General features: G+C 75.5%; 18 protein-coding genes. 15 read left to right on the forward strand and 3 right to left on the reverse strand.

Annotation, left to right across the window (positions count from 1 at the left end; genetic code table 11):
- Window positions 1-97: 97 nt before the first annotated feature.
- The 7 genes from EDD28_RS11085 to EDD28_RS11110 all read left to right on the forward strand — a co-directional run bounded on the left by EDD28_RS11085 (window position 98) and on the right by EDD28_RS11110 (window position 7,387).
- On the forward strand, window positions 98-1,498 hold the full coding sequence (locus EDD28_RS11085) for a DUF2252 domain-containing protein (RefSeq protein ID WP_123739654.1): 1,401 nt from the start codon (window positions 98-100) through the stop codon (window positions 1,496-1,498).
- 211 nt (window positions 1,499-1,709) lie between these two features.
- Window positions 1,710-1,991, forward strand: a complete 282-nt coding sequence (locus tag EDD28_RS11090) for an HU family DNA-binding protein (protein WP_123739655.1) — start codon at window positions 1,710-1,712, stop codon at window positions 1,989-1,991.
- A 208-nt stretch (window positions 1,992-2,199) separates the two neighbouring features.
- Window positions 2,200-3,006 carry an ABC transporter ATP-binding protein gene (locus EDD28_RS11095; RefSeq protein ID WP_123739656.1) on the forward strand — a complete coding sequence of 269 codons (807 nt, stop codon included), beginning with the start codon at window positions 2,200-2,202 and terminating at the stop codon, window positions 3,004-3,006.
- The gene (locus EDD28_RS11100) at window positions 2,982-4,673 is read left to right on the forward strand and encodes a hypothetical protein (protein WP_123739657.1); all 1,692 of its coding nucleotides are present in this window, start codon (window positions 2,982-2,984) and stop codon (window positions 4,671-4,673) included. Before EDD28_RS11095 ends, EDD28_RS11100 begins: the two co-directional genes overlap by 25 nt.
- Before the next feature lie 164 nt (window positions 4,674-4,837).
- The gene (locus EDD28_RS17385; protein WP_170169441.1) at window positions 4,838-5,008 is read left to right on the forward strand and encodes a hypothetical protein; all 171 of its coding nucleotides are present in this window, start codon (window positions 4,838-4,840) and stop codon (window positions 5,006-5,008) included.
- A 169-nt stretch (window positions 5,009-5,177) separates the two neighbouring features.
- On the forward strand, window positions 5,178-5,495 hold the full coding sequence (locus EDD28_RS11105; protein WP_123739658.1) for a DUF3039 domain-containing protein: 318 nt from the start codon (window positions 5,178-5,180) through the stop codon (window positions 5,493-5,495).
- A complete protein-coding gene (locus EDD28_RS11110) occupies window positions 5,492-7,387 on the forward strand; it encodes a DEAD/DEAH box helicase (RefSeq protein ID WP_123739659.1) in 1,896 nt (631 codons plus the stop codon). The genes EDD28_RS11105 and EDD28_RS11110 overlap by 4 nt, the downstream gene beginning before the upstream one ends.
- 198 nt (window positions 7,388-7,585) lie before the next feature.
- On the opposite strand, the gene EDD28_RS11115 is transcribed toward EDD28_RS11110, so the two are convergent.
- The 3 genes from EDD28_RS11115 to EDD28_RS11125 are packed head-to-tail and all read right to left on the reverse strand — an operon-like array spanning window position 7,586 to window position 10,652.
- Window positions 7,586-8,926, reverse strand: coding sequence for a nicotinate phosphoribosyltransferase (locus EDD28_RS11115; RefSeq protein WP_123739660.1), 1,341 nt, complete (start codon window positions 8,924-8,926; stop codon window positions 7,586-7,588).
- Between the two features lie 44 nt (window positions 8,927-8,970).
- On the reverse strand, window positions 8,971-9,300 hold the full coding sequence (locus tag EDD28_RS11120; protein WP_123739661.1) for a 4Fe-4S dicluster domain-containing protein: 330 nt from the start codon (window positions 9,298-9,300) through the stop codon (window positions 8,971-8,973).
- Window positions 9,297-10,652 carry an FAD-dependent oxidoreductase gene (locus EDD28_RS11125; protein WP_211339169.1) on the reverse strand — a complete coding sequence of 452 codons (1,356 nt, stop codon included), beginning with the start codon at window positions 10,650-10,652 and terminating at the stop codon, window positions 9,297-9,299. The genes EDD28_RS11120 and EDD28_RS11125 overlap by 4 nt, the downstream gene beginning before the upstream one ends.
- A gap of 106 nt (window positions 10,653-10,758) precedes the next feature.
- On the opposite strand from EDD28_RS11125, the gene clpS reads away from it, so the two are divergent.
- The 8 genes from clpS (at window position 10,759) to EDD28_RS11165 (ending at window position 19,483) form a co-directional block, all read left to right on the forward strand.
- A complete protein-coding gene (gene clpS, locus EDD28_RS11130) occupies window positions 10,759-11,058 on the forward strand; it encodes an ATP-dependent Clp protease adapter ClpS (protein ID WP_123740067.1) in 300 nt (99 codons plus the stop codon).
- Window positions 11,059-11,673, forward strand: coding sequence for a DUF2017 family protein (locus tag EDD28_RS11135; RefSeq protein WP_123739663.1), 615 nt, complete (start codon window positions 11,059-11,061; stop codon window positions 11,671-11,673).
- A gap of 48 nt (window positions 11,674-11,721) precedes the next feature.
- A complete protein-coding gene (gene murI, locus EDD28_RS11140; RefSeq protein WP_123739664.1) occupies window positions 11,722-12,609 on the forward strand; it encodes a glutamate racemase in 888 nt (295 codons plus the stop codon).
- Entirely contained in the window at window positions 12,606-13,370 is a 765-nt protein-coding gene (locus EDD28_RS11145; protein ID WP_123739665.1) for an MBL fold metallo-hydrolase, read from the forward strand. Before murI ends, EDD28_RS11145 begins: the two co-directional genes overlap by 4 nt.
- A gap of 152 nt (window positions 13,371-13,522) precedes the next feature.
- On the forward strand, window positions 13,523-16,174 hold the full coding sequence (locus tag EDD28_RS11150) for a phosphoenolpyruvate carboxylase (RefSeq protein ID WP_245968006.1): 2,652 nt from the start codon (window positions 13,523-13,525) through the stop codon (window positions 16,172-16,174).
- A gap of 188 nt (window positions 16,175-16,362) precedes the next feature.
- Window positions 16,363-17,139, forward strand: a complete 777-nt coding sequence (gene rph, locus EDD28_RS11155; protein WP_123739666.1) for a ribonuclease PH — start codon at window positions 16,363-16,365, stop codon at window positions 17,137-17,139.
- The gene (gene rdgB, locus EDD28_RS11160) at window positions 17,136-17,783 is read left to right on the forward strand and encodes an RdgB/HAM1 family non-canonical purine NTP pyrophosphatase (RefSeq protein WP_123739667.1); all 648 of its coding nucleotides are present in this window, start codon (window positions 17,136-17,138) and stop codon (window positions 17,781-17,783) included. The genes rph and rdgB overlap by 4 nt, the downstream gene beginning before the upstream one ends.
- A 17-nt stretch (window positions 17,784-17,800) precedes the next feature.
- Window positions 17,801-19,483 (forward strand): ATP-binding cassette domain-containing protein, encoded by a 1,683-nt coding sequence (locus tag EDD28_RS11165; protein WP_123739668.1) that lies wholly within the window; start codon window positions 17,801-17,803, stop codon window positions 19,481-19,483.
- Window positions 19,484-19,488: the final 5 nt, after the last annotated feature.

The following is a 19,488-nucleotide window of genomic DNA, read 5'->3' on the forward strand; positions in this document are numbered from 1 at the left end:
TCGAGCGCTGCGGTCGTTCCCATCCTGCCTCGGCGTCGCCCCCGGGACAACCGGTCGCCGAGTTGTCGGGGCCTGGGCCGAGCGCCAGACTGACCCCATGACACGGTCGACGAAGACCTCCCGGCGCCCCGTCGACCCCGATCTCCCGGCCGAGCGGCTGCGGTCGATCGGGGTCGAGACCCGCTCGACCGCGCCCCGTCGTGCGCTCGGGACCCTCGTGCGCGGGCCGCGGGCGGCGCTCGAGATCCTGGCCGAGCAGAACACCGGCCGCCTCGCCGATCTGGTGCCGCTGCGCTGGGCCCGGATGCTCCAGGACCCGTTCTCGTTCTACCGGGGGAGCGCGGCCGTCATGGCCGCCGACCTCGCCGCGTCGCCGAGCAGCGGGATCGAGGTCGTCTCCTGTGGCGACGCCCACCTGTCGAACTTCGGTCTGTTCGCCGCGCCGGACCGCCAGCTCCTGTTCGACCTCAACGACTTCGACGAGGGTGCGGCCGCGCCGTGGGACTGGGACCTCAAGCGGCTCGTGACGAGCGCGGTCGTCGGCGGTCAGCACGCGGGGTACGCCCCCGACGTCGTCGAGCGCATCGCGCGGGACACGACGCGCCAGTACCTCGTCACGCTGCGCTACGTCCTCGGCATGGACGCGCTGCAGCGCCTGTACCTGCGCGGCCACCCGGAGCGCGCGCTCAAGCAGTTCAGCCCGGAGCTGCGCGCCGTCATGGAGCGGGCGATGCGCTCGGCGCAGCGGCGCACGTCCGAGCGCGTCTTCAAGCGGATGATGACGACGACGGACGAGGGGCTGCGTCTCGTCGAGAACCCGCCGATCCTCACCCACCTGTCCGGCATCACGAGCCGGGAGCTGGGCGACGCCTACCAGGCCTACGCGCGGGCCGTCGCCCCCGAGATCCAGCTCGCGCTGCGCAGCTTCCGCTACGTCGACTCGGCCCGCCGCGTCGTCGGCGTCGGCAGCGTCGGGACCCGGTGCTACCTCTGGGTCATGACGGGACCGGTCGGCGAGCCGCTCGTCCTGCAGATCAAGGAGGCGACGCCGAGCGTGCTGGAGCAGTACGGCGAGGTGGTGCAGCCGACGGCGTTCCGCCGCGTCGCGCAGGTGCTCGGCGACGGCGGGCGGGTCGTCGCGGCCCAGCGCATCCTCCAGGCCGCGAGCGACCCGTTCCTCGGCACCTTCCGGGCGGACGGGCGCGACTACTACGTGCGCCAGTTCCAGGACATGAAGGGCAGCGTCGACGTCGAGGGGATGGGCGAGCACGCGTTCTCCGAGTACGTCCAGGTGTGCGCTCGCTCGCTCGCCCGGGCACACGCGCAGAGCCGGAACGCGTTCGTGATCGACGGCTACGCCGGCGGCGGTGCCCGGCTGGTCGAGGCGGTCACGCAGTTCGCCCACGCGTACGCCGACGTCGTCCAGGAGGACTTCCGGGCGCTGCGGGCCGCAGCCGACCGCGGCGAGCTCGACGTGGCGCCCGACCCGCTGCGCTGATCCCCCGCGACGCCCCGCATCGGCGAGTGCGCAGGTCACGGGGACGCCGGTTGAGGGTTTGCCGCCTCGCCGGCGCGACCCGGCCGACGGCGCGACGCGCCCGAGGGACGGGAAAACGGCGTGTTCGTGCGGCTCGCGCTCGGAATGGGCGTAGTCTCTCCCGACGAAGGCACGCACCCGCGCGCCACCGGACCACCCAAAGGGGAAACCTGTGACCGTCAACCGCACTGACCTCGTTGCCGCCATCGCCGACAAGGCCGGCCTCACCAAGAAGCAGGCCGACGACGCTCTGTCCGCCTTCCACGAGGTGCTCGTCGAGTCCCTCGCCAAGGGTGAGGCCGTCAAGGTGACGGGCCTGCTCTCGGCCGAGCGCGTCGAGCGCGCCGCCCGCACGGGCCGCAACCCGCGCACGGGCGAGGAGATCTCGATCCCGGCCGGCTACGGCGTCAAGCTCTCCGCCGGTTCCACGCTCAAGGCCGCCGTCGCCAAGTGAGCCATCGCGGCCGGTCCCGACCGGCCGCTCCGTCCGAGGGGCGGGCACCCGACCGGGTGCCCGCCCCTCGGCGTTCCCGGCCGAGCTCGACGCCGGCGTGCGCTGGCGACGACCGACCGCGGCCTCAGCCGCGCGACGGAGCAGCGCCGTCGCCCATCTCCACCGAGCGGACGATCTCGATGTCGGCGCCGCGTGCCAGGCTGGACGCATGACGCAGACGCCCGAAGCGAGCCCCGTCCCACCACCCGTGTCCGGACCGGTCCCCGCGCTGCGCACGTGGGGACTGTTCAAGCGGTTCGGCGCGAAGGTGGCCGTCCAGCAGTTCGAGCTGGCCATCCCGGCCGGGTCCTTCTACGGGATCGTCGGGCCGAACGGCGCCGGCAAGACGACCACGCTGTCGATGGCGACCGGGCTGCTGCGCCCGGACGCCGGGACGGCGTTCGTCAACGGCGTCGACGTGTGGGCCGAGCCGGAGAAGGTCAAGCCGATGCTCGGGATCCTGCCCGACGGGCTGCGCCTGTTCGACCGGCTCACCGGAGCCGAGCTCATCACCTACGCCGGCCTGCTGCGCGGGATGGACCCGGTGGTCGTGCGCCAGCGCACGGACCAGCTCCTCGACGTGCTGGGCCTCGCCGACGACGGCACCAAGCTGGTCGCCGACTACTCCGCCGGCATGACGAAGAAGATCGGCCTGGCGACGGCGCTCGTCCACGCGCCCAGCGTCCTCGTGCTCGACGAGCCGTTCGAGGCGGTCGACCCCGTGTCCGCCGGCCACATCCGGGCGATCCTCGCCGACTACGTCGCGGGCGGCGGCACCGTCATCCTCTCCAGCCACGTGATGGAGCTGGTCGAGCGGCTGTGCAGCCACGTCGCCGTGATGAACGACGGCGCGCTCGTCGCCGCCGGGACCATCGCCGAGGTGGGCGGGGGCGACCTGCAGGCCCGGTTCGCCCAGCTCGTCGGCGCCCAGGAGCGGACGGAGGGACTGGCATGGTTGCGACCCTCGCGCGGCTGAGGTTCCAGATCCTGCGCAACTCCCTGCGCCGGGAGTCGTGGCGGCTCATCCTGCTGATCCTCGGTGGCCTGTACGCGCTCTCGGTCGTCGGGCTCGTCGTGGCCGGGGCGTTCGCGCTCGGGGTCACGGTCGGTGCGGAGGCCCGCGGCGACCTGCTGGTGCTCCTCGGCTCGCTGCTGGTGCTCGGCTGGATCGTGATCCCGGTGCTTGCCTTCGGGATGGACAACACGCTCGACCCGCAGCGCTTCGCCGTCTACGTCGCACCATCGCCACGGCTGGCGCTCGGCCTGCTGGTCGGCGGGGCCGTGTCGATTCCCGGGCTGGCCACGGTGCTGGCGAGCCTCGCGCTCTCGATCGCCTGGCTCGGGTCGGGTGGCTTCGGGGAACGGGTGCTCGGGTTCGTCGTCGCGCTGCTCGGCGGGGTCCTGGGCGCGCTGCTGTGCCTCGTGCTGGCCCGGCTGTCGACAACGGCGGGTGCCGGTCTCATGCGGGCGCGGCGCGGCCGCGAGGTGGCGAGCCTCATCGGGTTCGTCCTCGTCATGGCGCTCGCGTTCACGCCGAGCCTCCTGCAGTCGTTCACCTTCTCGCTGACCTGGGAGTCGATCGAGACGCCGGCGCGGGTGCTGGCGTGGACGCCGCTCGGTGCGGCCTGGGCGCTCCCGGCGGACGCCGTCGCCGGGAGCTGGCTCGTGCTCATCGCCCGGCTCGCGCTCGTCGTGGCGACGCTGGTCGTCGCCTACCTCGGGTACCTGGCGCTGCTGCGACGCTCGATGACCACCGTCGGCTCGGGTGGCGGCCCCTCGGGGCAGCGCACGTCGCGCCTGCCGTTCGCGCACCGGCTCATCGCGTGGTTCGGCGATGGGCCGGGGATCGGCGCCGGGCGGTCCGTGCTGGGCCTCCCGCTGACGCGCGGGACGGCGGCCGTCGCCGGTCGCTCGCTGCGCTACTGGCGCAGCGACCCGCGGTACGTGGCGAGCGCCGGCTCGATCGTGCTCATGCCGCTCCTCGCGGTCCTGCTCGCGTTCGTGATCTCGAACCAGGACGGCATCCCGCGCACCAGCGCCCTCGCCGTGGCGAGCCTCCTCGTCGCGCCGATCGCCGCGTGGTTCGGGTCCTGGTCGATCAGCAACGACGTCGCCTACGACTCCACGGCGTTCGCCCTCCACGTCACCACCGGGGTGCGCGGCGCGGAGGACCGGCTCGGCCGGGTGCTCGGCGTCGCCGTCTGGCTGGTCCCGGTCTGCCTCGTGCTGGCGGCGGTCCCGCCCGCGATCCTCGGCCGGTCGGAGTACGTCCCGGCGGTGCTCGGCGGCACGCTCGCGCTGCTCGGGGCCGGGTTCGGGACGGCCTCCATCGCGTCCGTGCTCGTGCCCTACCCCGCGCCGCCGCCCGGGTCGAACCCGATGGCCTCCCAGCAGGGGTCCGTCGGGCTCACCATGGTGGCCCAGCTCGGCTCGTTCCTCGCGATGGCGGTCCTCGTGGCGCCGACGGCGCTCACGCTCATCCCGACGATCGGGGTCGGGGCGACCTGGGGGTGGCTGACGTTCGCCGTCGGCGTCGCGACGGGCGTGATCTGCTTCGTGCTGGGCATCCGGCTCGGTGGCCGGCTCTACGACCAGCGCGCCGTCGCGGTCCTCGACCGGATCAAGTCCTGGCCCAAGCACTGACGTCCCGGGCGGCGGCTCGCCGTCGCCGGGGACGCCGCGGCCAGGAGGCGACAGGCGGCCGGCCGGGAGGCGACGCGGCCACGCGCGCTCTCCGCGAGCCGGACGGGCTCGGCCCGTCCCGGCGCCGCGCGGAACACGCCGGCGCGACCGCGCGTTCCACCACCATGACCACCTGGGCCGATCCTCGCGAGCAGGTCTCCTTCTCCGTGCTGCTGCCGAGCGGCCGGCTGGCCGGACGCTCGTTCGCCAGCCGGGAGGAGGCCGAGGCCTGGGCGCGCCCGGAGGAGGGCGAGGAGGTCGTCTGCTTCAACGCGGTCTGCGACTGCGACCGCTAGGGGCGACGCCGCACGCGGCCGATCCGCCACCGACGCGCGACCGGCACGCGGCCGATCTGCGACCAACCTGCGACCGGCGCGCGGCACCGGCGCGGGCCGCGGGACCGGGGCGCGCCACCCCGGTGGACGACCTCGCGGAGCGCGGGGCGGGCTGACCTACACTCGAAGAATGACCGAGCCGTTGAACCCGCCCGGAGCGCCGGGTGCCCCCGCGCACCCCGGCACGCAGGGCTCCACGAGCACGATCGAGCGGACCGAGACCCGCCACCGGGAGCAGCCGGGCGACAACGAGCGCTACGCGCACTACGTCCCCAAGGAGAAGATCCTGGCCTCGGCGATGTCGGGTGAGCCGGTCGTCGCACTGTGCGGCAAGATCTGGCTGCCGCAGCGCGACCCCAGCCGGTTCCCCATCTGCCCGGCCTGCAAGGAGATCTACCAGAGCATGCACGGCGGCTCGGGCGACTCCGGCTCCGGATCGGACGAGTGAGGGGCTCCACCCGCAGCAACGGCGCCGCGCGTCCCGCCCCCGAGCCCGACCAGGGGCCGGACCTCTTCGCGTCGCTCGCCGAGCCCGCCGCGTCCCCGGCGCAGCCGGCCGCCGCGGCCGCGCACCAGCCGACGCACCCGTCGCCCTCCGCTGCGGCCGAGCTGTCCCCGGCCTTCCCCGCGCGTGCCGCGTGGGGCACCGCCTCCAACCTGCGGGCCTGGCAGGCGGCGGCGCTGGCCCGGTACGGCGAGCTGCAGCCGCGCGACTTCCTCGCCGTCGCGACCCCGGGCGCCGGCAAGACCACCTTCGCGCTGCGGGTCGCGACCGAGCTGCTCAAGGCCCGCGTCGTCGACCAGGTGACGATCGTCGCGCCGACCGAGCACCTCAAGACCCAGTGGGCGGACGCCGCGTCCCGGGTCGGCATCGCGATCGACCCCAACTTCCGCAATGCGCAGGGCGCGCACGGCAGCCACTACGACGGCGTCGCGCTCACCTACGCGCAGGTCGCGGCCAACGCCGAGCTGCACCGACGGCGGACCCGGGGCTCGCGCACGCTCGTCATCCTCGACGAGGTGCACCACGCCGGCGACGCGCTGTCCTGGGGCGACGCGGTGCGTGAGGCGTTCGAGTCGGCGACCCGCCGGCTCGCGCTCACCGGGACGCCGTTCCGCTCCGACACCGCGCCCATCCCGTTCATCACCTACGAGGAGGACCGCGACGGCATCCGGCGCTCGCGGGCCGACTACACCTACGGCTACGGGGACGCGCTGCGCGACGGCGTCGTCCGGCCCGTCATGTTCCTCGCCTACTCGGGCGAGATGACGTGGCGCACCCGCGCCGGCGACGAGGTGAGCGCCCGGCTCGGCGAGCCGCTGACCAAGGACCTCATGGCCCAGGCGTGGCGCACGGCGCTCGCACCCGAGGGCGAGTGGATCCCCGCCGTCCTCCGCGCGGCCGACCGCCGGCTGTCCGAGGTGCGCCGCACGGTGCCCGACGCCGGTGGCCTCGTCATCGCGACCGACCAGGCGAGCGCGCGGGCGTACGCGGCCCAGCTCCGGGCCGTGACGCGGGAGGAGCCCGTCGTCGTGCTCTCCGACGACGACGGCGCCGGCGAGCGGATCGAGGCCTTCTCCGCGGGGCGGCAGCGCTGGATGGTGGCCGTCCGGATGGTGTCCGAGGGGGTCGACGTGCCGCGGCTGGCGGTCGGCGTCTACGCGACGGCGACGGCGACGCCGCTGTTCTTCGCCCAGGCCGTCGGCCGGTTCGTCCGCGCGCGGCGCCGGGGCGAGACGGCCTCGGTGTTCCTCCCGAGCGTCGCGGTGCTGCTCGGTCTCGCCTCGGAGCTGGAGGTGGAGCGGGACCACGCCCTCGACCGGCCCGCGAGCGCGGCCGAGAACGGCGAGACCGGCCTCGACGACGCCGCGCTGGAGCGGGCCAACCGGGCCGAGAGCGCGTCGTCGGACCTCGACGGCCCCGGCTTCCAGGCGCTCGCCGCCCAGGCGACGTTCGACCACGTCCTGTTCGACGGCGACCAGTTCGGCACGGGCGGCGACATCGGCTCGGACGTCGAGTCGGACTTCCTCGCGATCCCGGGCTTCATGGAGACCCACGAGGTGTCCTCGACCCTGCGCGCGCGTCAGGCGGCCCACATGCGCGCCGGGCACGGGGCGGCCGGGCCGGGCGAGGTGGTGGACCACCGCGAGATCGCCCGGCTGCGCAAGGAGCTCAACCAGCTCGTCTCGGCGTGGGCGCGCCGGTCGGGGACGCCGCACGCCGTGGTGCACACCCGGCTGCGCCAGCACAGCGGCGGCGGCGAGGTGCCCGTGGCGAACGCCGAGCAGCTGCGGACGCGGATCGACAAGGTGCGGGCCTGGTTCGTCGGCCAGCGCTGACCCGGCGACCGCGCCGGGACGCGCCGCACCCCGCGTGACGCGTCCGCCCCGCGCGGAGGCGCGCGCCCCTCGCGGGAGCCGTCCGGTCGCGCCCCGGCCGGACGCGCGGCCCGACCGGCGCCGACGGCGCGCACGCCCGGGCACGGGCGCGCACCGGTCCGCGGGCAGCCGACCCCCGCGCGCTGCGCCCGCCCGGGCTCAGACGGTGATGACCTCGGTCGGGATGGCCGGGTCACCGGCCGAGAGGCGACGCGCCGCCCGCGGCAGCTCGTCCAGCGAGGCCGCGTGCCGCTCCCGGGCGCGCTGGACGCCCGCAGGCCCGGTGTAGGACTCGTCGATCCGGCCGGCGACGACCAGCGGCACCTGGAGCGCCCGCAGCTCGCCCTGGCCGACCTCGGCGATCGCCTCGTCGAGCACCGGCACGTCGTCGTCGGGAGAGAGGAAGACGACCTCCTCGGTCGCGAGCCCGTTCTCGATCCGCCGGCCCGCCGCCTTCCGGCCGCCGATGCTGGCCTTGCCCCCCGAGGACTTCTTCGCCACGGCGTGCATGGCGCCGTCCTCGCCCTCGCGCAGGACGAGCTTGTAGACCATGCCGCAGGTCGGGAACCCTGACCCCGTGACGACCGAGGTGCCGACCCCGTAGGAGTCGACCGGAGCCGCGGCCAGCGCGGCGATCGCGTACTCGTCGAGGTCGGAGGAGACGACGATCCGCGTGTCGCTCGCGCCCAGCTCGTCGAGCTGCTCGCGGACCTCGCGCGCGACGACGGGCAGGTCGCCGGAGTCCAGGCGCACCGCGCCGAGGGCGCGGCCCGCGACGTCGACGGCCGTGATGACGCCCTGCTCGATGTCGTAGGTGTCGACGAGGAGCGTCGTGCCGGCCCCGGCGCTCGCGACCTGGGCGACGAACGCGTCGCGCTCGGTGTCGTGCAGGAGCGTGAACGCGTGGGCGGCCGTCCCGATCGTGTGCAGCCCGTACCGCCGGCCGGCCTCGAGGTTCGAGGTCCCGTCGAACCCGGCCACGACGGCGGCGCGGGCGGCCGCGACCGCCGCGTCCTCGTGCGCGCGGCGGCTGCCCATCTCCAGGCAGGGGCGGCCGATCGCGGCCTGGGTCATCCGGGACGCGGCGGAGGCGACGGCCGAGTCGTAGTTGAGGATCGAGAGGATGAGCGTCTCGAGGACGACGGCGTCGGCGAAGGTGCCGGACGCCTGGAGGATCGGCGAGCCGGGGAAGTACAGCTCGCCCTCGGCGTAGCCCGTGATGTCGCCGCGGAAGGTGTACTCCCGCAGGTACTCGAGCATCCGGTCGCTGACGATCCCCTCGGCGGCGATCCAGTCGAGGGCCGGGCCGTCGAACCGGAACGACTCGATCGCCTCGAGCAGCCGCCCCGTCCCCGCGACCACGCCGTAGCGCCGGCCGGACGGCAGGCGGCGCGCGAAGACCTCGAAGACGCAGGCGCGGTCGGCGGTGCCGTCCGCCAGGGCCGCGTCGATCATGGTGAGCTCGTAGCGATCCGTGAGAAGAGCGGTGCTGGCACGCATGGTGGCAAGCCTAGGGCGTGCCGGAGAACCCGCCTCGCGGCGGCTCAGCCGTGCCGGAACCGGACGCCGCCGGACTCGGGGTAGCCCCAGCGCAGCCCGCCCGAGCTGACCACGAGGCAGGCGCCGCACTCCAGGCAGGCGGCCTCGTCGGCCACGACCAGCTCCTCGTCCGTCTCGCGCGAGCGCGAGACGCGGTAGACGCCGGCCGGGCAGACGGCGATGACGGCGGCCGTCTCCGGGCTGCGCGGGTCCATCGCGCTCGTGTCGATGTGCGGGGTGGCGGCGTCGAACGCCGTCGCCCCGAGCAGCACGTTGAGCGCCGGTGCGCCCGGACGCCCCGCGTCCCGGGCCTCGCCGCCGACCTCCTCGCTCACGCCGACCTCCAGATCCGCCGGGCGTCGCCCAGCCACGTCCGCCAGCCCTGCCGCCGCAGCGCCCGGCGCAGCGCGACGCGGAGCGGGACGGTGTCCGAGCCGTCGATCGTGTAGGTCGCGCGCAGGACGTCGCGCGCGGTCTCGCCCCACGGCCCGTACGGGCCGCGCCGGTCGAGCAGGTCGGGCATGCCGGCGTGCGCCGCGAGGTCGCGGTAGGCGCTCGAGGCCGTCAGCAGCTCCTGGTAGGCGAGCGTCGCGTCCGGGTCGCCGGCCGCGACGGCGTCGGCGATCACGTCGCCCGCCGCGAGGCCGGACGTGATCGCGAGGTCCATCCCGCGCAGGACGAGGCCCGAGTTGAGCGTGAGCCCCGCGGCGTCGCCGACGACGACGCAGCCCGGCCACGCGACGGTCCCGACCATCGCCGCGCCGCCCTCGGCCACGAGGTGCGAGCCGTACTCCAGCACCTCGGCGTCCGCGACGTAGCGCTGCAGACCCGGGTGGGTCAGCAGGTGCGTGAACACCTCGCGGGCCGTGCGTCCGGACGCGACGAGGTCGTCGAGCCGCAGCACGACCCCGAGCGAGAGCGACTCCCGGTTCGTGTAGAGGAAGGCGCCGCCCGCGACGCCGAGCGTGGCGTCGCCGATGATCGCGTGCGCCGCGCCCTCGTCGCCGGCCACGCCGAACCGGTCGGCGATCCGCCGCGGGTCCAGCCCGAGGACCGCCTTGACGCCGACGGCGACGTCCCGCGCCGCCGGCTCGCCGCGCAGGCCGGCGCCGCGCGCGAGGAAGGAGTTGACGCCGTCGGCGAGGACGACGGCGGTGGAGCGCATGACCTGACCGCCCGCCACGACCCCGACGACCCGGCGGCCGCCGGGAGCCTCGGGCGCCTCCGCGACGGCGAGCGCCTCGACCAGCATCCCCGGCATCGGGAACGCGCCGGCGGCCTCGGCCCGCCCGGCGAGCCACGGGTCGAACCGCGCGCGCAGCACCGTCGCCGCGTTGGGCGCGCCGGCCGCCCCCCGGGCGGGCGGTCCGGCGAGCGAGGAGTCGGCGTAGTCGAGGGAGACCGCGGCGTCGGCGGTGAGCAGCGTCGTCACGTTCCGCGTCACCACGCGCTCCAGCGGGGCCTCGCGCCAGGCGTCGCCCACCGCGCAGACGAGCGCGTCCAGGTAGAGCACGCCGCCGGAGAGGTTCTTCGCCCCGGGCGTCTCGGCGCGCTCGACCAGCGCGACGTCGAGCCCCCGCTCGGCGAGCCGGAGGGCGGCGCTCGCCCCGGCGGGACCGGCACCGACGACCACGACGTCGACGTCGGGGGCGCCGTCGAGCGGGACGACGACGGGCGCTGCGGGCATCCCACCAGGGTAGTGGCGTCCCCCGCGCCGAGCTCGACCCCACCGCGCCGGACGGCGGTCCCGACGCCGACCCCGCGGCGAGCCCGGCGATGCGTAGGGTGGAGGCATGGCCACCGCCGCGCCCTCGCTCGCACCGGCGAGCCGGACGCGCCCGGACGCCCGGCAGCAGCCCGCCCGGCCCTGGCGCACCGTCGTGTGGAACGACCCCGTCAACCTCATGAGCTACGTCAGCTACGTCTTCCGCAGCCACTTCGGGTACTCGGCCGAGCGGGCGGACGAGCTCATGCTGGCCGTCCACCGCGAGGGTCGCGCCGTCGTCTCGACGGGCAGCCGCGAGCGCATGGAGGCGGACGTCGAGGCCATGCACGGCTACGGCCTGTGGGCCACCCTCGAGCAGGAGACCTGAGTGCGCGCCTTCCGCCGGTCCCGGGACGGCTACACCGCCCGGCTCGACGCCACCGAGCGCACGATCGTGGCGCGGACCGTCGCCGACGTCGCGGCGCTCCTCGGCTTCCCCGTCGACGGGCCCGAGCCCGCGTCGTGGCGCCACCCGGCCGATCCGCGCGCCGACGGCGGCCCGGCGGTCGGGTCGCTGGACACGCACGACGACGACGCGCTGCCGCCCCAGGACCCGGCCCTCATGCGCCTGCTGCCGCCCGCCAGCGAGGACCAGGAGATCGCCGGGGAACTGCGCCGGCTGAGCGAGGCGTCCGTCCGCACGGCCAAGGCGCAGCGGCTGCACGCCGTCTGGCACGCCCTGCGCGCGCCGGGGGAGAAGCTCGTCGTGCCCCTCGACCGGGCGATGGAGTGGGCCGGCGCGCTCACCGACGTGCGGCTCGTGCTCGCCGAGCGGCTCGGGATCGAGGACGAGGAGGACGCGGCCCGGCTCGACCGGGTGGCCCTCGCGGGTCCGGACGAGGTGAGCCGCGCGCTGGCGACGCTCTACCTCGCGCTGTCCTGGCTCCAGGAGTCGCTCCTGGAGGCCATGCTGCGTGATCTTCCCGACACCGGGGCCGAATAGGGCCTCCGCGGACGCTCGATGTCGGTGCCCCGGCCTAGCCTGTGGGGCATGCGTGAGCGTCCCATCGGCATCTTCGACTCCGGCGTCGGCGGCCTGACCGTCGCGCGCGCGGTGCTCGACCAGCTTCCGAACGAGGAGGTGCGCTACCTCGGGGACACGGCGCGGGCGCCGTACGGGCCGCGGCCGATCGCGCAGGTGCGCGCGTACTCGCTCGAGATGCTCGACCACCTCGTCGACTCCGGCGTCAAGGCCCTCGTCATCGCGTGCAACTCGGCGTCCTCGGCGATGCTGCGGGACGCGCGCGAGCGCTACGAGCCGGCCGGCATCCCGGTCCTCGAGGTCATCAACCCCGCCGTGCGCCGCGCCGTCGCGGCGACGAGGTCGGGCCGGGTCGGCGTCATCGGGACGCGGGCCACCATCTCCTCCCGCTCCTACGAGGACGCGTTCGCGGCTGCGCCGCACCTGGAGATCCTCACCCGGGCGTGCCCGGCGTTCGTCGAGTTCGTCGAGAGCGGCGTCACCTCCGGCCGCGACGTCATCGCGGCCGCCGAGGAGTACCTGACGCCGCTGCGGGACGCCGGCGTCGACACGCTCGTCCTCGGCTGCACCCACTACCCGCTGCTCACCGGCGCGCTGTCCTACGTCATGGGCGAGGGCGTCACGCTCGTCTCCTCGGCCGAGGAGACGGCGAAGGACCTGTACCGCACGCTCGTGCGGGAGGACCTGCTGCGCACGGCAGCGGCGCCGCCGCGGCACGAGTTCCTCGCGACGGGGGACACCGCGTCCTTCCGGACGCTCGCGCGGCGCTTCCTCGGCCCCGAGGTGCCGGACGTGCACGACGCCACCGGCGTCACGGGCGAGATCCCGCGCGTGCGGGCAGCCGTGGCCGCGGGCGACGACGCCGCGGGCGCCGCGCCGCGGGAGGTGCGCGCGTGAGGCTCACGGTCCTCGGGTGCACCGGCTCGATGCCCGGCCCCGACTCGCCCGCGTCCGGCTACCTGCTCCGCAGCCGGAGCACGACCGACGCGTCCGGGACGGCCGTCGTCCTCGACCTCGGGTCGGGGACGTTCGGCCCGCTCCAGGCCCAGCTCGCCCCGCACGAGCTCGACGCCGTGATCCTGTCCCACCTCCACCCCGACCACTGCGCCGACGTGTCGGCGTTCGCCGTCTGGCTGCGCTACGGGCCGGGCACCGGCGCCGGGCGCCTGCGCGTGCTCGGCCCGGAGGGAACGGCTGACAAGCTCGCCAGGTTCGCCGACCTCACGCCGCGGGAGGTCGAGGAGACCTTCGAGGTCGAGGTGCTGCGCGACGGCGTCGCCGTCCAGGTGGGCGAGCTGCACGTCGTGCCGCACGCCGTCCTGCACCCGGTGCCGGCCTTCGGGTTCCGGGTCACGGGCCCGACGGGCACGGTCCTCGGCTACACCGGGGACACCGACCTGTGCGAGGGCGCCGCGGCGCTGGCCCGCGGGGTCGACCTGCTGCTGGCCGAGGCCGCGTTCCCGGAGACGGAGCAGCTGCGGGGCCTGCACCTCACCGGGTCGCGGGCCGGCGGTCTCGCGCGCGACGCCGGGGTGGGGCGGCTCGTCCTGACCCACGTCCAGCCGTGGGCGGACTCCGAGCTCACCCGCGCCGCCGCCGCCGGCCTGTTCGCGGGCCCGGTCGAGCTGGCGCGCTCGGGGGCCGGCTACACGATCTGAGCCCCGTCCCCGGCCGGCAGCCGGGAGGGGAGTAGGGTCCGAGTGGTGAGATTCACGTCCGGATGATGGTCGGATGGTGATCCGGGAAACGCCGTGGTGACGCGGGGCGGCTAGCCTGCCCTGGGCAAGGTGCCCCGGCAGGAAGGTGACAGATGAGCGACGAGACGCGCGCCAGCGCAGCTCCGGCCATGCCAGAGGAGCTCCGCTCCGACGTCCGCCAGCTCGGGCAGCTCCTGGGCATCGTGCTCACGGAGTCGGGCGGCGAGAGCCTCCTCGAGGACGTCGAGCGGCTGCGGGCCCTCACCATCGAGGCCTACCAGGGCGACGAGGCGTCGCTCGCGCGAGCCGAGGAGCTCGTCGAATCGTTCACGTTCGAGCGCGCCGCCGAGGTGGCGCGCGCGTTCACGGCGTACTTCCACCTGGCCAACCTCGCCGAGGAGCACCACCGCGTCCGCATGCTCCGGGCGCGCGACTTCTCCAGCCCGGAGGGCATCCTGCCCGCGGTCGACACGCTGCCGGGCGCGGTCTCCCAGCTGCGCGCCGAGGTGGGGGCCGAGGAGGCGATGCGTCGGCTGGCCGCGCTCGAGTTCCGCCCGGTTCTCACCGCGCACCCGACCGAGGCGCGCCGCCGCGCCGTCTCCGGTGCCATCACCCGCATCTCGCGCCTGCTCACGGAGCAGGACGACCCGCGCGCGAACGAGGCGGAGCTGCGCGAGATCCGCCGCCAGCTCCTCGCCGAGATCGACGTGCTGTGGCGCACCGCCCCGGTCCGCCAGGACCGCCCGACGCCGCTGGACGAGGTCCGCACGGCGATGAGCGTGTTCGACCGGACCCTGTTCGAGCAGATCCCGCTCGTCTACCGCGCGCTCGACATGGCGCTCCAGCCGGGCCGGTCCGGCACCGTCCCGCCGATCGCCCCGGCGTTCGTCCGGTTCGGGACGTGGATCGGCGGCGACCGGGACGGCAACCCCAACGTCACGGCGAAGATCACCCGGGAGGCGTCGATCATCGCCGCCGAGCACGTCCTGCTCGGCCTGTCCAAGCACGCGACGCGGATCGGCCGCGAGCTCACGCTCGACGCCGCGACCACGCCCCCGTCGCGCGCCCTGCTGGACCTGCGCGAGCGCCACCGCGACCTGTCCGAGGACCTGTCGGCCGAGGTGGAGAAGCGCTCGCCGAGCGAGCCGCACCGCCAGGTCATGCTGTTCCTCGCCGGACGCCTCGAGGCGACCCGCACGCGCGACGCCGACCTGGCCTACTCCTCGCCGGAGGAGTTCCTCGACGACCTGCGGACCGTCCAGGCCTCGCTCGCGGCCGCCGGCGACAGCCGCAGCGCCTACGGCCAGCTCCAGCACCTGATCTGGCAGGCCGAGTCGTTCGGGTTCCACCTGGCCGAGTTGGAGGTGCGCCAGCACTCGCAGGTCCACGCCGAGACGCTCGCCGAGATCGAGGAGAAGGGGCTGGACGGCGACCTGTCCGACCGCTCCCGCGAGGTGCTCGAGACGTTCCGGATCGTCGGGCGCATCCAGCGCCGGTTCGGCCCCTACGCCGCGCGCCGCTACATCGTCTCGTTCACGCAGCGTCCCGAGGACCTGGCCGCCGTCTACCGGCTCGCCGAGCTCGCGTCGAACGGGAGCCAGCCCCCCGTCATCGACGCCATCCCGCTGTTCGAGACGTTCGACGACCTCGGCAACTCCGTCGACATCCTCGACGCGATGCTCGGGGACGCCCACGTCCAGGAGCGGCTCGCGGCCACCGGCCGCAAGGTCGAGGTCATGCTCGGCTACTCCGACTCCTCCAAGGACGTCGGCCCGGTCTCGGCGATCCTCGCGCTCTACGACGCCCAGGCCCGCATCGCGAGCTGGGCGAAGGACAACGACATCGAGCTGACGCTCTTCCACGGCCGCGGCGGCGCCCTCGGGCGCGGCGGCGGCCCGGCCAACCGCGCCGTGCTCGGCCAGCCGCCGCACTCGGTCGACGGCCGGTTCAAGCTGACCGAGCAGGGCGAGGTCATCTTCGCCCGGTACGGCAACCCGGACATCGCCTCCCGGCACATCGACCAGGTCGGCGCCGCGACGCTCATGTCGTCCGCACCGTCGATCGAGCGGCGCAACTCCGAGGCGGCCGAGCGGTTCGCCGGCGTCGCCGAGGTCATGGACCGCGTCTCCCGCGGCCGGTTCTACGAGCTCGTGCGCTCCGACGGCTTCCCCCAGTGGTTCGCCCAGGTGACCCCGCTGGAGGAGGTCGGGCTGCTCGCGCTCGGCTCCCGCCCGGCCAAGCGGGGCCTGTCGGTCGACTCGCTCGAGGACCTGCGCGCCATCCCGTGGGTGTTCTCCTGGACGCAGGCGCGGATCAACCTCGCGGGCTGGTTCGGCCTCGGCTCGGCGCTCGCCGCCGTCGGCGATCTCGAGACGCTGCGCGACGCCTACCGCGAGTGGCCGCTGTTCTCGACCATGCTCGACAACGTCGAGATGTCGCTGGCGAAGACCGACGAGCGGATCGCGCGTCGCTACCTCGCGCTCGGCGACCGCGACGACCTGGCCCGGCTCGTGCTCGACGAGCTCGCCCTCACGCGCGAGTGGGTGCTCGCCGCGACCGGCCACAGCCGGCCGCTGGAGAGCTCCAAGGTCCTCGGCCGCGCCGTCCAGCTCCGCTCCCCGTACGTCGACGCGCTCTCGCTCATCCAGCTGCGCGCGCTGCGCCGGCTGCGCGCTGGCGTGAGCGACGACGAGCTCGCGCAGGCGCGCCAGCTCATGCTGCTGTCCGTCAACGGGATCGCCGCCGGCCTGCAGAACACCGGCTGACCCGGACGCATCGCCGGGAACGGCCCCCGTCCCGGTGACCCGACGGTCACCGGGACGGGGGCCGTTCCCGCACCCGGGGGCGCCCGGGGCACCGCCGGGACGGGACGGGCGCGCGGCGGGGACGGGCCCGGCGCGCGGGCCGGTGGACGCGCAACGGGCCGGGGCCGGGGTGCCCGTAGCCTTGAGGCATGACCTCGACCCCCTCCCCGTCCTCCGGCGCGCCCGCGCGCGCCGACGGCCGCACCCCCGACCAGCTCCGCCCGATCCGGATCACCCGCGGCTGGCTCGACGCCGCCGAGGGCAGCGTCCTCGTGGAGTTCGGCGGGACCCGCGTCCTGTGCGCGGCGTCGTTCACCGCCGGCGTCCCGCGCTGGCGCAAGGGGAGTGGCGAGGGCTGGGTCACCGCCGAGTACGCCATGCTGCCGCGCTCGACGAGCACGCGCAGCGACCGGGAGTCCGTCCGCGGCAAGATCGGCGGCCGCACGCACGAGATCTCCCGGCTGATCGGCCGCTCGCTGCGCGCGATCATCGACGTCTCGGCCCTCGGTGAGAACACGATCGTGCTCGACTGCGACGTGCTCCAGGCCGACGGCGGCACCCGCACCGCCGCGATCACCGGCGCCTACGTCGCGCTCGCCGACGCCATCGCGTGGGGCCAGCGCGAGGGGCACGTGCGGCCGGGACGCGTCCTGACCGACTCGGTCGCGGCCGTGAGCGTCGGGATCATCGACGGCGTGCCGTGCCTCGACCTGCCCTATGTCGAGGACGTGCGGGCCGAGACGGACATGAACGTCGTCGTGACCGGCTCCGGCTCGTTCGTCGAGGTCCAGGGCACGGCCGAGGGCGCCCCGTTCGACCGCGCCGAGCTCGACGCCCTGCTCGACCTCGCCCTCGCCGGGACGGCCGAGCTGACGCGGCTCCAGGCCGAGGCGCTCGCCGCGCCGGTCGCGGGGTTCCGCGCATGACACCGGAGGACGCCGCCGTCGCGCCGCGACTGGTCCTGGCCACCCGGAACGCGCACAAGGTGGCGGAGCTGCGGGCGATCCTCACGGGACCCGACGGCGCGCTGCCGTGGCTCGACCCGGCGGCCGTCGTCGGCGCCGACGCCTTCCCGGAGGTGCCGGACACCGTCGAGGACGGGGTCACGTTCGCCGAGAACGCGCTGCTCAAGGCGCGCGCCCTCGCGGCGGCGACGGGCCTGGTCGCGATCGCCGACGACTCCGGGCTGGCCGTCGACGTGCTCGGCGGCGCTCCCGGGATCTTCTCGGCCCGGTGGAGCGGGCGGCACGGCGACGACCGGGCCAACCTCGAGCTGCTGCTGGCCCAGCTCGGCGACGTCCGGGACGAGCACCGGGCCGCCGGCTTCGTCTGCGCCGCGGCGCTCGTGACGCCGGCGGGGGAGGAGGTCGTGCGCGAGGGCCACCTGCGCGGCACGCTCCTGCGGACCCCGCGCGGCGACGGCGGCTTCGGCTACGACCCGATCCTGCTGCCGGAGGGCGAGACGCGCTCGACGGCGGAGCTGCCGGCCGAGGAGAAGAACGCGATCAGCCACCGCGGCGAGGCGTTCCGCGCGCTCGCGCCCGAGATCGCCCGCGTCCTGAGCGCCTGACGGCGAGGGAGGCAGCGATGGCCGGTCTGCTCGCCGCGCGCGACGTGGCCTTCTCCTACCCCGGCGCGCCGCCGCAGGCACCGCCGGTGCTCGCCGACGTCGGGCTCCGGGTCCGTGCGGGCGACCGGCTCGGCGTCGTCGGCGAGAACGGCTCCGGCAAGTCGACGCTGCTCGGGCTGCTCGCGGGAACGCTCGACCCGACGGCCGGCACGGTGACGCGGCGCGGCGGCCTCGCGCTCGTCGAGCAGGAGCTCAGCCACGCGCCCGACGAGACGGTCGGGGACCTCGCCGCGGCCTCGCTCGCCCGCGTCCGCGAGGCGACGGCCGAGCTGGAGCGCGTCCTCGCCGCCGCGGACGGGACCGACACGCGCCGGCTGGCGGAGGCGCTCGAGCGGTACGAGGCCCTCGCCGCGTGGGACGCCGACCGCCTGCTCGAGGAGGCGCTGACCCGGCTGGGCGCACCGCGCGAGGCCGACCGGCCGCTGGCGCACCTCAGCGTCGGCGAGCGCTACCGGGTCCGTCTCGCCTGCCGGCTCGCCGAGGGGACGGAGCTGCTGCTCCTCGACGAGCCGACGAACCACCTCGACTCCTCGGCGGTCGCCTACCTCACGGCCCGGCTGCGGGCGTGGCCGGGTGGCGTCGTCGTCGTGACCCACGACCGCGCGCTCCTCGACGACGTGGCGACAGCAGTGCTCGACCTCGACCCGACGGTCGACGGCCGGGTCGCCGTCTACGGCGCACGCCGGCGCCGGTCCGGCGAGGGTCCGCGGGTCTTCTCCTACGCCGACTACCGGCACGCGAAGGACGCGGCCCTCGCGCGGTGGCGCAGCCGCTACCGCCGCGAGCAGGAGCGGCTGCGCGAGCTGTGGGAGCAGCGCGACTACGCCTACGAGCACCTGTCGGACGAGTGGCGTCCGCCGAAGGGCTCGCAGAAGCACCGGCGCGGCACGCGCGCCCGGCAGCACGTCAAGGCCGCCGACCGCGCGCACGCCGCGCTGGAGGCGGCGGCCGTCGCGGTGCCGCCACCCCCGCCGGAGCTCCTGCTCCCCGTCCTGCCGTCCGTCGTCGGCCCGGCGGACGACCGGCCCGTCGACGACGCCGCCGACGCCACCGTCGTCGCAGCGCCGCTGCTCGCGCTGCGCGGGGCGGTCGTGCCGGGACGGCTGGACCGGCCCGACCTGGGGGTGGAGCTCGGTCCGGGCGGGCGCCTGCTCGTCGTCGGCCCGAACGGCAGCGGCAAGTCGACGCTCCTGCGGCTGCTCGCGGAGGCCGGGTCGCCGGGCGTGCGGGTCGGCGTGCTCGCCCAGGAGCCGGACTTCGGGCCGGCCGAGGGACTCACGGGGGAGGAGCTGGCGACCCGGCGGATCCTCGCCGCCGTCGAGGCGGGTGTCGTCGACCCCGACCGGCTGGTCCCGCTGACGGCGACCGGGCTCGTCGCTCCCGACCAGCTCGACCGCCCCGTCGGCGAGCTCTCGACCGGTCAGCGTCGCCGGCTCGACCTGGCGCTCGCGCTCATGCTCGCGCCGCACGTGCTCGTGCTCGACGAGCCGACGAACCACCTCGCGGTCGACCTCATGGACGCGCTGACCGAGTGGCTGACCGGCACCCCGGCCGCCGTCGTCGTCGCGACGCACGACCGTCGGATGCGCGCCGACCTCGGGCCGGACGGCGCGGCCTGGCCGACCCTCGACCTCGCCTGACCGGT

Source organism: Salana multivorans (assembly GCF_003751805.1).
Taxonomy (GTDB): domain Bacteria; phylum Actinomycetota; class Actinomycetes; order Actinomycetales; family Beutenbergiaceae; genus Salana; species Salana multivorans.

What these genes read in the sequence shown, in the direction of transcription:
- EDD28_RS17385 (WP_170169441.1), top strand. Translation starts at nt 4,838, where the DNA reads ATGACCACCTGGGCCGATCCTCGCGAGCAGGTCTCCTTCTCCGTGCTG.
- clpS (WP_123740067.1), top strand. Translation starts at nt 10,759, where the DNA reads ATGGCCACCGCCGCGCCCTCGCTCGCACCGGCGAGCCGGACGCGCCCG.
- EDD28_RS11085 (WP_123739654.1), top strand. Translation starts at nt 98, where the DNA reads ATGACACGGTCGACGAAGACCTCCCGGCGCCCCGTCGACCCCGATCTC.
- EDD28_RS11150 (WP_245968006.1), top strand. Translation starts at nt 13,523, where the DNA reads ATGAGCGACGAGACGCGCGCCAGCGCAGCTCCGGCCATGCCAGAGGAG.
- EDD28_RS11165 (WP_123739668.1), top strand. Translation starts at nt 17,801, where the DNA reads ATGGCCGGTCTGCTCGCCGCGCGCGACGTGGCCTTCTCCTACCCCGGC.
- EDD28_RS11125 (WP_211339169.1), bottom strand. Translation starts at nt 10,652, where the DNA reads ATGCCCGCAGCGCCCGTCGTCGTCCCGCTCGACGGCGCCCCCGACGTC.
- murI (WP_123739664.1), top strand. Translation starts at nt 11,722, where the DNA reads ATGCGTGAGCGTCCCATCGGCATCTTCGACTCCGGCGTCGGCGGCCTG.
- EDD28_RS11100 (WP_123739657.1), top strand. Translation starts at nt 2,982, where the DNA reads ATGGTTGCGACCCTCGCGCGGCTGAGGTTCCAGATCCTGCGCAACTCC.
- rdgB (WP_123739667.1), top strand. Translation starts at nt 17,136, where the DNA reads ATGACACCGGAGGACGCCGCCGTCGCGCCGCGACTGGTCCTGGCCACC.
- EDD28_RS11115 (WP_123739660.1), bottom strand. Translation starts at nt 8,926, where the DNA reads ATGCGTGCCAGCACCGCTCTTCTCACGGATCGCTACGAGCTCACCATG.
- rph (WP_123739666.1), top strand. Translation starts at nt 16,363, where the DNA reads ATGACCTCGACCCCCTCCCCGTCCTCCGGCGCGCCCGCGCGCGCCGAC.
- EDD28_RS11095 (WP_123739656.1), top strand. Translation starts at nt 2,200, where the DNA reads ATGACGCAGACGCCCGAAGCGAGCCCCGTCCCACCACCCGTGTCCGGA.
- EDD28_RS11105 (WP_123739658.1), top strand. Translation starts at nt 5,178, where the DNA reads ATGACCGAGCCGTTGAACCCGCCCGGAGCGCCGGGTGCCCCCGCGCAC.